General features: G+C 53.0%; 15 protein-coding genes. 8 read left to right on the top strand and 7 right to left on the bottom strand.

The window, feature by feature from the left end:
- Positions 1-14: 14 nt before the first annotated feature.
- From trkA to def, 4 genes are all read right to left on the bottom strand, one after another.
- The gene (trkA, locus tag VHA_RS00330) at positions 15-1,391 is read right to left on the bottom strand and encodes a Trk system potassium transporter TrkA (protein WP_005500719.1); all 1,377 of its coding nucleotides are present in this window, start codon (positions 1,389-1,391) and stop codon (positions 15-17) included.
- Positions 1,392-1,459: 68 nt separating this feature from the next.
- Positions 1,460-2,740: a 16S rRNA (cytosine(967)-C(5))-methyltransferase RsmB gene (gene rsmB / locus VHA_RS00325; RefSeq protein WP_005500718.1), complete on the bottom strand. Its 1,281-nt coding sequence runs from the start codon at positions 2,738-2,740 to the stop codon at positions 1,460-1,462.
- A 73-nt stretch (positions 2,741-2,813) separates the two neighbouring features.
- Positions 2,814-3,758: a methionyl-tRNA formyltransferase gene (gene fmt, locus VHA_RS00320; RefSeq protein WP_005500717.1), complete on the bottom strand. Its 945-nt coding sequence runs from the start codon at positions 3,756-3,758 to the stop codon at positions 2,814-2,816.
- Between the two features lie 7 nt (positions 3,759-3,765).
- The gene (gene def, locus VHA_RS00315) at positions 3,766-4,278 is read right to left on the bottom strand and encodes a peptide deformylase (protein WP_005500715.1); all 513 of its coding nucleotides are present in this window, start codon (positions 4,276-4,278) and stop codon (positions 3,766-3,768) included.
- Positions 4,279-4,398: 120 nt separating this feature from the next.
- Between def and VHA_RS00310 the strand changes: the two genes are divergently transcribed.
- From VHA_RS00310 to VHA_RS00295, 4 genes are read left to right on the top strand one after another with little or no spacing between them, the layout of a single operon-like run.
- Positions 4,399-5,430 (top strand): LysM peptidoglycan-binding domain-containing protein, encoded by a 1,032-nt coding sequence (locus VHA_RS00310; RefSeq protein WP_005500712.1) that lies wholly within the window; start codon positions 4,399-4,401, stop codon positions 5,428-5,430.
- A gap of 1 nt (position 5,431) precedes the next feature.
- Entirely contained in the window at positions 5,432-6,529 is a 1,098-nt protein-coding gene (dprA, locus tag VHA_RS00305) for a DNA-processing protein DprA (protein ID WP_005500702.1), read from the top strand.
- Positions 6,530-6,531: 2 nt separating this feature from the next.
- Positions 6,532-7,008 (top strand): DUF494 family protein, encoded by a 477-nt coding sequence (locus tag VHA_RS00300; protein WP_005500701.1) that lies wholly within the window; start codon positions 6,532-6,534, stop codon positions 7,006-7,008.
- 26 nt (positions 7,009-7,034) lie between these two features.
- Positions 7,035-7,601 carry a DNA topoisomerase family protein gene (locus VHA_RS00295; protein WP_005500700.1) on the top strand — a complete coding sequence of 189 codons (567 nt, stop codon included), beginning with the start codon at positions 7,035-7,037 and terminating at the stop codon, positions 7,599-7,601.
- 60 nt (positions 7,602-7,661) lie between these two features.
- Here VHA_RS00295 and VHA_RS00290 read toward each other — a convergent pair whose 3' ends face one another.
- Positions 7,662-8,798 (bottom strand): 5-(carboxyamino)imidazole ribonucleotide synthase, encoded by a 1,137-nt coding sequence (locus VHA_RS00290; protein ID WP_005500699.1) that lies wholly within the window; start codon positions 8,796-8,798, stop codon positions 7,662-7,664.
- A gap of 2 nt (positions 8,799-8,800) precedes the next feature.
- Complete coding sequence (gene purE / locus VHA_RS00285; RefSeq protein ID WP_005500698.1) at positions 8,801-9,286, bottom strand: 5-(carboxyamino)imidazole ribonucleotide mutase; 486 nt, start codon at positions 9,284-9,286, stop codon at positions 8,801-8,803.
- Between the two features lie 232 nt (positions 9,287-9,518).
- On the opposite strand from purE, the gene tsaC reads away from it, so the two are divergent.
- From tsaC to VHA_RS00265, 4 genes are read left to right on the top strand one after another with little or no spacing between them, the layout of a single operon-like run.
- Positions 9,519-10,076 carry an L-threonylcarbamoyladenylate synthase type 1 TsaC gene (gene tsaC / locus VHA_RS00280; protein ID WP_005500695.1) on the top strand — a complete coding sequence of 186 codons (558 nt, stop codon included), beginning with the start codon at positions 9,519-9,521 and terminating at the stop codon, positions 10,074-10,076.
- 21 nt (positions 10,077-10,097) lie between these two features.
- The gene (hemF, locus tag VHA_RS00275; protein WP_005500694.1) at positions 10,098-11,021 is read left to right on the top strand and encodes an oxygen-dependent coproporphyrinogen oxidase; all 924 of its coding nucleotides are present in this window, start codon (positions 10,098-10,100) and stop codon (positions 11,019-11,021) included.
- 18 nt (positions 11,022-11,039) lie between these two features.
- Positions 11,040-11,858: a shikimate dehydrogenase gene (gene aroE / locus VHA_RS00270; protein WP_005500692.1), complete on the top strand. Its 819-nt coding sequence runs from the start codon at positions 11,040-11,042 to the stop codon at positions 11,856-11,858.
- A 15-nt stretch (positions 11,859-11,873) separates the two neighbouring features.
- Positions 11,874-12,137 carry a DUF1488 family protein gene (locus VHA_RS00265; RefSeq protein ID WP_005500689.1) on the top strand — a complete coding sequence of 88 codons (264 nt, stop codon included), beginning with the start codon at positions 11,874-11,876 and terminating at the stop codon, positions 12,135-12,137.
- Here VHA_RS00265 and VHA_RS00260 read toward each other — a convergent pair.
- Entirely contained in the window at positions 12,134-12,676 is a 543-nt protein-coding gene (locus VHA_RS00260; RefSeq protein WP_005500687.1) for a gamma carbonic anhydrase family protein, read from the bottom strand. The genes VHA_RS00265 and VHA_RS00260 overlap by 4 nt on opposite strands.
- Positions 12,677-13,319 lie beyond the last annotated feature (643 nt).

The raw sequence follows: 13,319 nt of genomic DNA, 5'->3' as shown, positions 1-13,319 counted from the left end.
GCATTGTCGCGCAGTTAGAGGAAAAATGGACTTGGCTGGAACAGCCTTTCCACATCCGGAATATACTTTTTATCCACCAGGAACATCACCACGTGGTCGTCTTGCTGGATTACCGTTTTATCGTGCGCGATCAAAACTTCCTCTTCCCTGACTATGGCACCAATCGTGGTACCCGGCGGTAACTTGATGTCGCCGATAGCGCGCCCCACCACCTTAGAGGTGTTGGCATCGCCATGGGCAATCGCCTCAATGGCTTCTGCCGCGCCGCGGCGCAGAGACGATACATTAACAATGTCGGCTTTACGCACATGGGTCAGCAGCGCAGAAATCGTTGCCTGCTGCGGTGAGATAGCGACATCAATCGCCCCGCCTTGTACCAGATCCACGTAAGCGCCGCGCTGGATAAGCACCATCACTTTCTTCGCGCCAAGGCGTTTTGCCAGCATAGCTGACATAATGTTGGACTCATCTTCATTGGTCACGGCGATGAATACGTCAATCTGGTCGATATGCTCTTCGCTCAGAAGCTCCTGATCCGCGGCATCACCACAGAACACGATGGTGTTTTCAAGCAATTCAGACAGTTGCTCGGCACGCTTTGGGTTGCGTTCAATCAGTTTTACGCTGTAGGTGCGCTCAAGGCTTCGCGCCAGACCGGCACCGATGTTACCGCCCCCCACAATCATGATGCGTTTGTACGGCTTTTCAAGGCGCTGGAGCTCACTCATTACCGAGCGGATATGGTTGCTGGCTGCGACAAAGAAGACTTCGTCATCCGCTTCAATGATGGTGGTGCCTTGTGGGCGAATGGGACGGTCACGGCGAAAAATCGCCGCGACGCGGGTGTCGACATGCGGCATGTGCTCGCGAAGGGCCGATAATGCGTTACCCACCAGCGGACCGCCGTAGTAGGCTTTAACGGCGACAAGGCCGACTTTGTTATCGGCAAAGTTCACCACCTGAAGCGCACCGGGATATTCAATCAGGCGCTGGATGTACTGTATCACCAGTTCTTCCGGCGCAATCAGGTGATCCACCGGACAGGCGTCGGTCTGGAACAGCTGATCTTTGGTGGCCAGATATTCCGGGCTGCGGATACGGGCAACCCGGTTTGGGGTGTTATAGAGGGTGAAGGCGACCTGACAGGCGACCATGTTGGTTTCGTCGGAGTTGGTTACCGCCACCAGCATGTCGGCATCCTGTGCGCCGGCTTCCAGCAACGTGGAGGGGTGACTGGCGTAGCCTTGCACCACACGGAGATCATATTTGTCCTGCAGTTCCCTGAGTCGTTCGGGGTCTTTGTCGACGATGGTGATGTCGTTGTTTTCGCCCACCAGGTTTTCAGCCAGTGTGCCGCCTACCTGTCCAGCCCCCAGGATGATAATTTTCATAACGTCTTCGTGAACCTCGGTTCAGTTTTTATTGTTATCGCGGGCAGATCGAACTGCCCGCATGGTCTCTACGATGCTTTTTTGAGCACGGCGTAATAGAACCCATCCATGTCTTCCTGTCCCGGCAGGATCTGGCGTCCGGGCTGCGTTGGTGTGCCGGTTTCCAGCACCGCATCCGGTGTGCGCGTGAGGAACGCTTTCACCTGCTCTGCGTTTTCCTGCGGGGTGACCGAACAGGTCGCATAAACCAGCGTACCACCAGATTTCAGCTGCGCCCACATTGCATCAAGAATTTCAGACTGCAACGACACTAACTGGTCGATATCGTCGGCGCGGCGAAGCCATTTGATGTCAGGATGGCGGCGAATGACACCGGTTGCCGAGCAGGGGGCATCGAGCAGGATGCGATCAAACTGCTCACCTTGCCACCATTCGTCAGGCGTACGGGCATCACCGCAAATTACCCGGGCCTTGAGTTTGAGGCGTTTTACATTGTCTTCCACGCGGGTCAGGCGGGCGGCGTCCACGTCCATCGCCACCACGTTTGCGCTTGGTTCATGCTCGAGGATATGGCAGGTTTTACCGCCCGGCGCCGCGCAGCAATCAAGGATGAGCTCACCTGCCTGTGGTTTCAGGTAATCGACGGCAAGCTGGGCTGCGGCATCCTGCACTGAGACCCAGCCTTCAGAAAAACCGGGCAGGGCAGTGACATCACAAGGTGTCGCCAGTTTCAGGGCATCTTCTGCTTCCGGATGCACTGAGGTTTCAATCCCTGCCTGATCCAACAGCGCTTTGTATGCCTCGCGGGTGTGGTGTGTACGGTTGACGCGAAGCCACATCGGCGCTTTTTCATGGTTGGCTTCAACGACCTGCTCCCACTGGGTGGGGTAGGCCTGTTGCAGCAGCGTTAACAGCCAGCCGGGATGGCCATATTTTCCTGCGTCGTGCGCCACAGATGCCGCATCCAGAGTTTCCTGATTCCGCTGGTAGCTACGCAATACAGCATTGACAAGACCACGAAGCTGGGGTTTTTTCAGTACTTTGGTGGCATTTACCGTTTCTGCTACCGCCGCGTGGGCAGGGATACGCATATAGCTCAACTGGTAGAGGCCGACCAGGATCAGGTGGTGGAATACCCGTTGCTTGCCTTTCAGGGGTTTATCCATCAAGGATTGGGTGATGGATTCAAGACGTGGCAGCCAGCGCAGGACGCCATAGCAGATTTCCTGCAATAGGGCACCATCGCGTGGTGCGACTTTTTGTTGGGCTGGCGGCAGGGCAGCTGACAGGGACTGGCCCTGATCGACAACCTGATAAATCACCTGTGCAGCGACAGCTCTAACGTTCATGCATGGATCCTTAATCCGAATAGTCTGTGTCACCACAGACGACTAAAAAAGGCCAGCAAGCTGGCCTTCTCAATTACAGGTGGGTGCCAGGTTCAAACCAGTCACGGCGGGAATTCAGAATATCTGCCGCACTCATGGCTTTTTTACCCGGTGGCTGGATAGAGAGCAGGCGCAACACACCTTCTCCGGTTGCCACCCGGATACCTTTCTTGTCCGCTGACAAAATGGTGCCCGGCGCTTCGTCGCTGTTTTCTTCCTCAACGTCGGCATCCCAGATCTTGATGTTGTTGTCTGCCACACTGAAGTGGCTCATCGGCCATGGGTTGAAAGCGCGGATACAGCGCTCAATGGCAACAGCGCTCATGCTCCAGTCAATCTGCGCTTCTTCTTTGCTCAGCTTTTTGGCGTAGTTGGCCAGTTCATCGTTTTGTTTTTCGGCCACAGCGTTGCCAGAAGCGATATCGCCTAAGCACGCAACCAGCGCTTGTGGCCCCAGCTCTGCCAGTCTTTCATACAGTGTGGCACTGGTTTCTTTGGCGTCGATATCCAGGGTTGCGATCTTGAGCATATCGCCGGTATCCAGGCCTTCATCCATTTGCATGATGGTGACACCGGTTTGTGTATCCCCCGCCCAGATAGCACGCTGGATAGGGGCAGCGCCACGCCAGCGGGGCAGGATAGAGCCGTGGACATTGATGCAGCCAAGGCGCGGTGTGTCGAGTACGGCTTTGGGTAACAGCAGGCCATAAGCCACTACCACCATGATATCTGCGCCGATCGCAGCCAGCTCTTGCTGTGCCTCTTCGGCTTTCAGGCTTGCAGGCTGATACACAGGGATGCCGTGTTCCTGTGCCAGCAGTTTGACCGGGCTCGCGGTCAGCTTTTTGCCGCGTCCAGCCGGACGATCTGGCTGGGTATACACCGCCACGACCTCATGGTGGGAAGACAACAACGCCGCCAGATGACGGGCGGCGAAATCCGGCGTACCGGCAAATACGATTTTCAATGAGTCGCTCAAGGACACCTCAGCTGGCTTTCTGGTTAGCGCGTTTGATTTTTTCCAGTTTCTGTTTGATGCGCTGTTGCTTGAGTGGCGACAGGTAATCCACAAACAGTTTACCTTCCAGGTGGTCCAGTTCGTGCTGGACGCAAATGGCCAGAAGGTCATCAGCTTCAAACTGGTATTCGTTGCCGTCGCGATCCAGTGCTTTTACGGTCACTTCTGACGCACGGGGCACCAGTGCGCGCGCACCCGGTACAGACAGGCAGCCTTCTTCAATGCCGTCTTCACCGCGTTTTTCGATAATTTCCGGGTTGATCAGCACCATGGGTTCATCACGGGTCTCGGAAATATCAATCACCACGATACGCTGGTGAATATCGACTTGAGTCGCCGCAAGGCCAATGCCGTCCTCTTGGTACATGGTTTCCAGCATGTCATCGACAATCTTCTGGATCTCTGGTGTGACGCTCTCTACCGGTTTCGCCACCGTGCGTAGGCGATCGTCCGGGAAGGTCAAAACCTGCAATACACTCATAAACGTCTCTTAAATATGTTGAACTGCGCCGTAGTCGGCTTCGATAATTGGGCTAATTCTAGACATTTTGCTGTCCAAATGACAGCATCCCAAACGAAAGTGCGCTTTTGGAGACAGGGGATGTTTAGAAAGCTTATCATGTTTTGTCTGGCTGTTGGATGGTCAGGTATGGCGGTGGCGGCAGAGGTGCGACTGAGTGAAGACGCGCCGGCAACTTACACCGTGAAAAAAGGCGATACCCTGTGGGACATTGCCGGGCTCTATCTTGAAAACCCCTGGCACTGGCCAACGCTTTGGCAGCATAACCCGTCGATTGCTAACCCCCACTTGATTTATCCCGGCGATCAGCTGCGTCTTGATTGGGTAGGGGGTAAGCCGGTCCTGTCTTACACCGCAGGTGCCCGGCAAACGGGGCTGGTGCCCATCAACAGTGCCTCTTCTTCTATTCTCGCGCAGCACCTGACATTTGACACCCTGATTTCAGACCAGGAATATCGTCTCGCACCACGTGTCCTGGGCTCTCAGGAGGGGTGGAGCTATATTTCAACCCGTACCCCTTTTTTTGCCGACAGGCCGCTGGAGAGTGAAGGCTGGTTTATTTACCGTGCCGTGACCCATTTTGAGCGCAATAAAGAGGAAACGGTCGTGCGCATGGTGAGTCTGAAAAAAGTGGGCGAGGCAGTGCTGGTGCGTTCACTGGATGACATTGCGGAAATGAAACTTACCCGCCAGCGTCAGGAAATTAAACCGAATGACATTCTTCTTCCTGCCCTTGGGGCAAAAACCGGGGAGGTTTTCCACCCCAAACCGGCACCTCAGGGCGTTGCCGGCACCATGGTCGGGCACCTTTACGGCAGTAACTATGTCGGGCATCGCCAGATTGTGGTGGTCGATCTGGGTGAAACCGATGGCATCGATGCTGGCCATACGCTTTCTGTGGTAGTGCCCGGTGCGACCATGAAAGGCAGTAAAGGCAAGATGCGCTATGACTCTGGAGTGGACAATGCGGGCGGTGAACGGAAAGTCTTGCCCTCAACCTCTGCAGGTAAATTGTTAGTGATCCGGAGCTACCCTTTCTTCAGTCTTGCCATGGTGGTGGATGCGGATATGCCACTGAAGGCTGACATGCCGGTTGTTGCTGCGGAAGGATAAGATGTCACGCGAGCTTGAGTGGTGGCTTAGGCTCGCCGCTGTTCCCCGTTTGGGTGGCCAGGCGGTCAGTAAAATTATCAGCCGCTATCCACCCCATAAACTTGAGGCGCTTGATGATATTGAGCTTGCCGCGCTGGGACTAAAGCCAGCTCAGGTTCAGGCACTGCGCCACCCCGATTTTTCCATCATCGACAGATGTCTGGCCTGGGCATCTGCACCGTCCAGACACATTATTGCCCTGACCGATCACCGCTATCCCTATCTGCTTAAACAAATCTCTGGCGCGCCGCCACTGCTGTTTGTCGATGGCGATCCGAGACTGCTTTCCCTTCCTCAATTGGCCATTGTCGGCAGTCGCCACGCATCCAGTGAGGGCCTTGCGTTGGCTCATGCATTTGCCAAGGAGCTTGCGGCGCATGATGTGGTGGTGACCAGTGGCCTGGCTCTGGGCATTGATGGCCGCGCGCACCGTGGTGCGCTCGATGGACAGGGAAAAACCATCGCTGTGCTAGGGTCTGGGCTGGATAAGGTGTATCCTGCCAGTCATCGCCAGCTAGCGGGTGATGTGAGGGATTCTGGTGCACTGGTGTCAGAGCTGTGGCCTTGGTCGCCACCCAAGCCTGCATTTTTCCCGAGACGAAACCGGATTATCAGCGGTCTCTCTACTGGTGTGTTAGTGGTGGAGGCAGCCATGAAAAGTGGTTCATTGATTACTGCCAGGCTGGCGCTTGAACAGGGGCGGGATGTATTTGCGCTGCCTGGCTCGATTCACAACCCATATGCTAAGGGCAGCAACGGGCTGATAAAGCAGGGCGCTTTTTTAGTGGAGTCCGTCGACGATATTCTGGTGCAAGTCGGCACACTTGCAGGTTGTGCGATTAATCACCAACTGGAAGTTGCCCAGCCCCAAGACTTGCGAGAAGAATTGCCATTTCCTGAACTGTTGGCTAACGTAGGAAATGAAGTTAGGTGTGTCGATGTGCTTGCAGAACTCTGCGATCAACCCGTTCACGAAATCATGATGCAGTTGTTAGAGCTAGAGCTACAGGGATTTGTATCCGCAGTACCCGGTGGCTATGTCAGAACGAGGAGGGGATAGCCATGATGGACATATTAATGTACCTGTTTGAAACCTATATCCACAGCGATGTGGAGCTGATGGTGGATCAGGACGAGTTGGCTGATGAACTCTCCAGAGCTGGATTTCATCAAGATGATATATACAAAGCGCTGAACTGGCTGGAAAAGCTGGCGCAATTGCAAGACGCTGATAGAACCCCATACCTTACCGGTGGTGCCCTCACGTCTGTTCGCATCTATACCGCGAAAGAAATGGCTCGGCTGGATATTGAGAGCCGGGGCTTCTTAATGTTTCTGGAACAAATCAGTGTGCTGAGCCCAGAGACCCGTGAAATGGTGATTGATCGTGTCATGGAGCTGGATACGCAGGAGTTTCTCCTTGAAGATCTGAAATGGGTGATCCTGATGGTGCTGTTTAACGTGCCCGGTAACGAGCGCGCGTACGATCAAATGGAAGAGTTACTCTACAGCACAGCAGAAGATGAATACCTTCATTAAAACTAGGTTGTTGAGGCTGGTCTGTTTTGGCTGGAAAAATTGATGATTCCCTGTTCAGCGCGCACGAACACGCGCTGGAAAACGAAGAGCGCTGCCCGAAATGTGGCAGCGTTCTTGTTATCAAGCACAGTAAGCGTGGGCCGTTCAAGGCCTGCACGGCGTATCCTGGCTGTGATTTTGTTGAGTCACTGCACCACAATGATGGTCATATCGTCAAAGAACTGGGCATACCGTGCCCGGAATGTGGCAATGAACTGGTGTTGCGGCAGGGGCGTTATGGAATGTTTATTGGTTGTTCGGCTTATCCTGACTGCCAGCACATTGAAAAGCGTGATCAGGAGCCGGAGTCCGAGACGCTGGACATCACCTGCCCGGCGTGCCGTAAAGGAAAGCTTCACGAGAAGAAATCCCGCTTTGGCAAGGCGTTTTATGCCTGTGATGCCTATCCGAAATGCAAGTTTGCCGTCAACCTTAAGCCCATCAAAGGTAACTGCGAGGTGTGTGGTTATCCGCTTTTGTTAGAGAAAAAGCGGGCGTCGGGTGTTGTGGAAGTCTGCGCGGATAAAAGGTGTCAGCACAAACAGACGCAATAATGTTTGCGACAGAAACAGAAAAAGCCGCAGACTGCGACTTTTTCTTTGTTTCGCAAAGGGTTATCCCAGCGCTTGTGCTGCGCGTTGAATCGCCGGAAACTCGGTATCATCCAAATAACTGGCAACGTCGTTAAGTGCTACACCCAGCGCCTTGGCATTGTCAGCGCACAGGTTAATGTGGCCGATTTTACGGCCCGGGCGGGGCGCTTTATCGTACCAATGCACATGTGCTAACCCCATCACATCTTCAGGAACTGTCACGTCACCAACGATATTGATCATTGCCGTTGGGCGAATGCGTTTGGCGCTGCCGAGCGGCAAGCCACATACGGCGCGAAGGTGGTTTTCAAACTGGCAGACTTCTGCACCTTGCTGGGTCCAGTGGCCGGAGTTGTGCACACGCGGCGCAATCTCGTTCACTTTCAGGTTTCCGCCAACATCGAAAAACTCAATCGCCAGCACGCCGACATAGTTGAGTGTATCGGCTACTGCCTTGAACATGGCTTCTGCCTGCATCTGCAACGCAGCATTGTCTCCTGCCGCAATAGACACACTTAAGATACCGTCGGTATGGATGTTTTCGGTCAGAGGGTAAATTTCCAGATTTCCCTTGGCATCGCGTGCACCAATCAGTGACACCTCTCGGTCAAAGGGAACAAACTCTTCGGCGATGACACACTGGCGTTCGCCCTGCGGTGAGGTTTGCAGAAAATGGTTAATGTCCTGCCACACAGCGTCAATGTCTGAGTCAGGTTTCAACCGCCACTGGCCTTTTCCGTCGTAGCCATCAAGGGCACTTTTCAGGATCATGGGCAGGCCGATGCTGGCCATGGCGGCATCATAGTCTTCCCGGCATGTGATAACGTGATAGCGGGCGTTTGCGACGCCAGCTTTATCCAGCAGCGCTTTTTCCCGTCGGCGGTCTCCGCCAGTCAGAATCGCGGTTTCGCCCGGGTAAAATTTGCCACTGGCCTGGCAAATCTCCAGAACATCCGGGGCGATATGTTCAAATTCAGCAGTAATGACGTCGGCATTGGCAATGCCGCTTTCCAGTCCTTTTCCTATCACTTCCAACGTGACGGGATGGATAAGGTTGCCGCTTCGCACGTCGTATGCACTGATCTTAAGGTTTAAAGGGGCACCAGCCAGTGCCATCATACGTGCCAGCTGTCCGGCACCAAGAACCAGCACATTCATGGTTATTCTACCGATGGGTCTGGGTTGGCAAGCACAGTCTCTGTCTGGCTCTGGCGGAAGGCATCGACTCTGGCCATCAGTGTATCATCGCTAGTGGCCAGAATTTGCGCTGCCAGAAGACCAGCATTGGCTGCACCGGCATCACCGATTGCCAGCGTACCGACAGCCACGCCTTTTGGCATCTGGACGATAGAAAGCAGGGAATCCATGCCTTTGAGCGCTTTTGACTGAACGGGCACGCCGAGTACAGGAAGGCTGGTAAAGGCAGCGGTCATACCTGGCAGGTGGGCAGCGCCGCCAGCACCTGCGATAATGACTTTCAGGCCACGGGATGCCGCTTTGCTGGCATACTCAGCTAGCAAATCAGGAGTGCGGTGGGCGGAAACCACTTTTGTCTCATAGGCAATGCCAAAACTATCCAGCATATCTGCTGCGTTTTTCATGGTTGGCCAATCGGACTTCGAACCCATGATGATGCCGACTTTCATAGTGACTCCTGTAAATGCTGTCTAACCATTGGAACAGAGAAATTCGGCGCATTATATCGGCAATCAAGGTCAAGGAAAACGTTTGCGTCAGCCTGTTTGTGTTGGTTTTTGTCAATTTAGCGACGGATGTTTTGGGTTCATCTGTTTCTATTTGTGACAAAAGTGTTGAGAACGCCGGATAAAGTTAGTCATAGTAAGCCGAATTTTTATTCGGCAGAGTAGGAGATGAACATTGGCGAATGTGGAACAGTGCGTTTCGGCGCTGGCCCGTGGAGAAGTAATTGCCTATCCAACGGAAGGTGTGTTTGGCGTTGGGTGTGATCCAGACAGTCCCCAGGCGGTGCAGGCGCTGTTGGATGTTAAAGCACGTGATAAAGCCAAAGGGTTGATTCTTATTGCTGCTGAGTTCTCCCAGCTGGAGGGGTATATCGACTTTGACAGCCTGAGTGATGAAGTAAAAGCCGATGTGCTGGCAACCTGGCCGGGACCTGTTACCTGGGTGATGCCGGCAGGAAAGAAAACCACTGACTGGGTGACAGGTCAGTTTGATACGGTGGCTGTACGAGTCTCCGATCACCCTGATGTGCGTGCGTTGTGCCTTTCTTACGGCAAGCCTATCACATCCACCAGTGCGAACTTGAGCGGTGAAGCGCCGTGCCGTAGTGTCGAAGAAGTCGTTAAGCAGCTTGGCGAGCGTGTTCCCAACGTCTTGGAGGGAAAGATCGGTGGACGCGACAAGCCGACCGAGATCCGCGATGCACGTTCTGGTAAGGTGCTTCGTCAAGGTTAGAGAAAAGAGCGAGGAAATCACGTGGAGAATCCGAACCTTCCCGAGCAAGTCGATAAAGAGGCGGTAAAGCGTTTTTTACTCTCATTGCAGGACACTATCTGTGCCGCACTGGAAAAAGAAGATGGCAGCGCGACCTTTCAGGAAGATGCGTGGGAGCGAACCGCAGGTGGTGGCGGTAAGAGCCGTGTGATGCGTGATGGTGCGGTGTTTGAGCAAGCAGGCGTCAATTTCTCCCATGTGTTTGGCGATAAGATGCCGGGTTCTGCCACCGCGCACCGTCCAGAACTGGCAGGCAGGAGTTTTGAGGCAATGGGGGTATCGCTGGTGGTGCATCCTAAGAACCCGCACGTGCCGACTTCCCATGCCAACGTCCGCTTTTTTATCGCAGAAAAAGAGGGAGAAGCACCGGTCTGGTGGTTTGGTGGTGGCTTTGATCTCACGCCGTTCTATCCGGTGGAGGAAGACTGCATTCACTGGCACCAGACGGCGAAGTCTCTCTGTGCGCCTTTTGGCGGGCACGTTTATGCCGAGCACAAAGCGTGGTGCGATCGCTATTTCTTTTTGCCTCACCGTAACGAAACCCGGGGGGTCGGTGGCCTCTTCTTTGATGATTTGAACCAGTGGGGCTTTGACGCATCTTTTGGTTACATCAAGGCCGTAGGGGAAGGTTATCTGGATGCGTATCTTCCTATTGTCCAAAAACGGAAAACTACCCCTTATGGTGAGCGTGAGCGTGAGTTCCAGCTATACCGGCGTGGGCGTTATGTCGAGTTTAACCTGGTTTATGATCGCGGCACCTTGTTTGGTCTTCAAAGTGGTGGCAGAACCGAATCCATACTGATGTCGATGCCGCCACTGGTTCGGTGGGAATATGGTTTCGAGCCCGAAGTGGGCTCTGCTGAAGAAAAACTGTATACAGAGTATCTCAAACCAAGAGAATGGTAAGGCAAGGAAGCAAATACCGTGGATAAATACGTTGTTGTCGGAAATCCGGTTTCACACAGTAAGTCACCCTTTATACATACCCTGTTTGCACGCCAGACATCGCAGGCAATGTGTTATGAAACCCTCGAGGCGCCAGTGGGCGGTTTCGAAGAAGCGGTTAGCGCTTTTTTTGAAAACGGCGGTAAAGGGTGCAATGTCACTGTGCCTTTTAAGGAAGAGGCGTTTAAGCTCGCGACTCAGTTAACCGAGCGCGCCAAACTGGCCGGTGCGGTGAATACGCTCAAAAAGTTGGATGATGGCGGAATCCTCGGTGATAACACTGATGGCGAAGGACTGGTGCAGGATTTGCTGAACAACCAGATCATTCTCAAGGGGGCTCGTATCCTATTACTCGGTGCGGGTGGTGCAGCGCGTGGGGTAATCTTGCCTTTGCTGGCACATGAGCCGTCAGCGTTAGTGATTGCCAACCGCACTGAAAGCAAAGCAGAAATGCTGGCGTCTTTATTTGAACAACATGGTTGTGTATCAGCAACCAGCTTTGAGGTGATTGAGGGACAGTTTGATGTGGTGATCAATTCCACATCCGCCAGCCTTGCAGGCGATCACCCGCAAATCAGCCCATCAGTATTTGGTGAACATACTGTGGTGTACGACATGGTATATGGCGCAGGCACTACCAGCAGTAACCAGTGGGCGCTGGATAATGGAGCCGCCCGCGTGATTGATGGACTTGGCATGCTGGTCGGACAGGCAGCAGAAAGTTTTACTGTCTGGCGTGGTATCAGACCCGGAAGTGGTCAGGTACTAAGGGAACTTCGCCGTAATCTGGCAGAATAAGTTAACGACGATATTATGAACCAGCGTATTTTGTTTCCTGATCTTCATCACTTCGATCATGAAAAGCAGGCGGTGTGTTTTCAGGCACAACAGTCGGGTGCGCTGATTGCGTGCTTTATTCGCGTCGAAGATCTGGAAAAGCGCACGCAATCTACACTGCCTACAGAGCAGGCCATTCTCGCAGCTTTCTGTGAATACCGCTTCGATTTAGAGGAGCTTGCTGAAAGCGCTATCGAAGATGAAGATTTCAATGCCGACGGTGAGATCTGGATATGTTAACCGCCTTCTGCGATGTACTCGTTTTTCGTCACTACATAGTTATCTGACGACTTCTGGAGAAAAGCGCGCTCTGCTTCTTTTAGCGGGCGTGCTTGCCTGACGGGGCTACCGACATACAGGTAACCGGATACCAGCCTTTTTCCTGGCGGAACCAGACTTCCTGCCCCCACCATCACTTCATCTTCAATCACTGCGCCATCGAGAACAATTGTCCCCATTCCGACCAGTACTTTATTGCCAATGGTACAACCATGCAGCATGACTTTGTGGCCGATTGTCACGTCATCCCCAATGAGTAGCGGGTGTCCTGCCGGGTTTTCCTTATTCTTATGTGTCACATGAAGAACAGAGCCGTCTTGGATATTAGTGCGGTTACCAATATAGATACGGTTTACGTCGCCGCGGGCCGCGACCAAAGGCCAAATACTGACATCGTCACCTAAAGTAATATCTCCTACTAACACCGAAGACGGGTCCAGGTAGACGTGTTCACCTACTGTTGGAAAGAGACCTTTATAGCTGCGAAGGACAGAAGACATAGAGAATTCCTAATCAAGTGAATAGAAAACAGACTATCTCGATGGGAAAAAGAGTGCAATTCTTGTTCGGTTTCATGTGCTTTAATAGCGATTTGAGTGAAAAATGGTCGAACGCGCCGTTTTCGATAAAAAACTGCAAAAAAGCCCTTGCCAGATTTTTTCGCCTCCCTATAATGCCGCCTCACCGACACGGAGAGCGGCTTCCAACGCGGAAATGCCCATCCAGACCGGTACGGCGAAGGCCTTAAAAACTGAGTCGAAATAAACGCTTGACGCGTTGAGGTAGATCAGTAAAATGGCCGCCCGCTTCGAAGGGAAAATCACCCCGAGAGGCAAGTCAACAAGGTGTTTTGAGGGTGCTAAAAGCAACACTGAAAAATCTCAAAATTTCTTCTTGACTTCATCGCCCGGCAGCGTAAAATTCGCAGCCCTGACGGTGAGAAGCAAAACTTCTTAAAGTCAATGTTCTTTAACAATTTGACCTATGCAATCTGTGTGGGCACTCGTCATTGATAGACAAAAGATTTATCAGCGAACTGAGTGACCAATTCAAATTGGTACAGCCTTGAGCTGTTTTGATTTCATGTTTTCAAACGTGAAAACCAATAAGAGCACAGTCAATTTATATCAGTATTCGTTGAGC

Origin of the sequence: Grimontia hollisae CIP 101886 (assembly GCF_000176515.1) — a bacterium.
GTDB lineage: Bacteria > Pseudomonadota > Gammaproteobacteria > Enterobacterales > Vibrionaceae > Enterovibrio > Enterovibrio hollisae.
This window is presented reverse-complemented; position numbering and strand designations above follow the sequence as displayed.

Bases quoted from the DNA above. Each gene is read 5' to 3' on its own strand.
- purE (WP_005500698.1), bottom strand. From the start codon at position 9,286: ATGAAAGTCGGCATCATCATGGGTTCGAAGTCCGATTGGCCAACCATG.
- VHA_RS00300 (WP_005500701.1), top strand. From the start codon at position 6,532: ATGATGGACATATTAATGTACCTGTTTGAAACCTATATCCACAGCGAT.
- def (WP_005500715.1), bottom strand. From the start codon at position 4,278: ATGAGTGTATTGCAGGTTTTGACCTTCCCGGACGATCGCCTACGCACG.
- VHA_RS00310 (WP_005500712.1), top strand. From the start codon at position 4,399: ATGTTTAGAAAGCTTATCATGTTTTGTCTGGCTGTTGGATGGTCAGGT.
- rsmB (WP_005500718.1), bottom strand. From the start codon at position 2,740: ATGAACGTTAGAGCTGTCGCTGCACAGGTGATTTATCAGGTTGTCGAT.
- dprA (WP_005500702.1), top strand. From the start codon at position 5,432: ATGTCACGCGAGCTTGAGTGGTGGCTTAGGCTCGCCGCTGTTCCCCGT.
- VHA_RS00260 (WP_005500687.1), bottom strand. From the start codon at position 12,676: ATGTCTTCTGTCCTTCGCAGCTATAAAGGTCTCTTTCCAACAGTAGGT.
- trkA (WP_005500719.1), bottom strand. From the start codon at position 1,391: ATGAAAATTATCATCCTGGGGGCTGGACAGGTAGGCGGCACACTGGCT.
- VHA_RS00265 (WP_005500689.1), top strand. From the start codon at position 11,874: ATGAACCAGCGTATTTTGTTTCCTGATCTTCATCACTTCGATCATGAA.
- VHA_RS00290 (WP_005500699.1), bottom strand. From the start codon at position 8,798: ATGAATGTGCTGGTTCTTGGTGCCGGACAGCTGGCACGTATGATGGCA.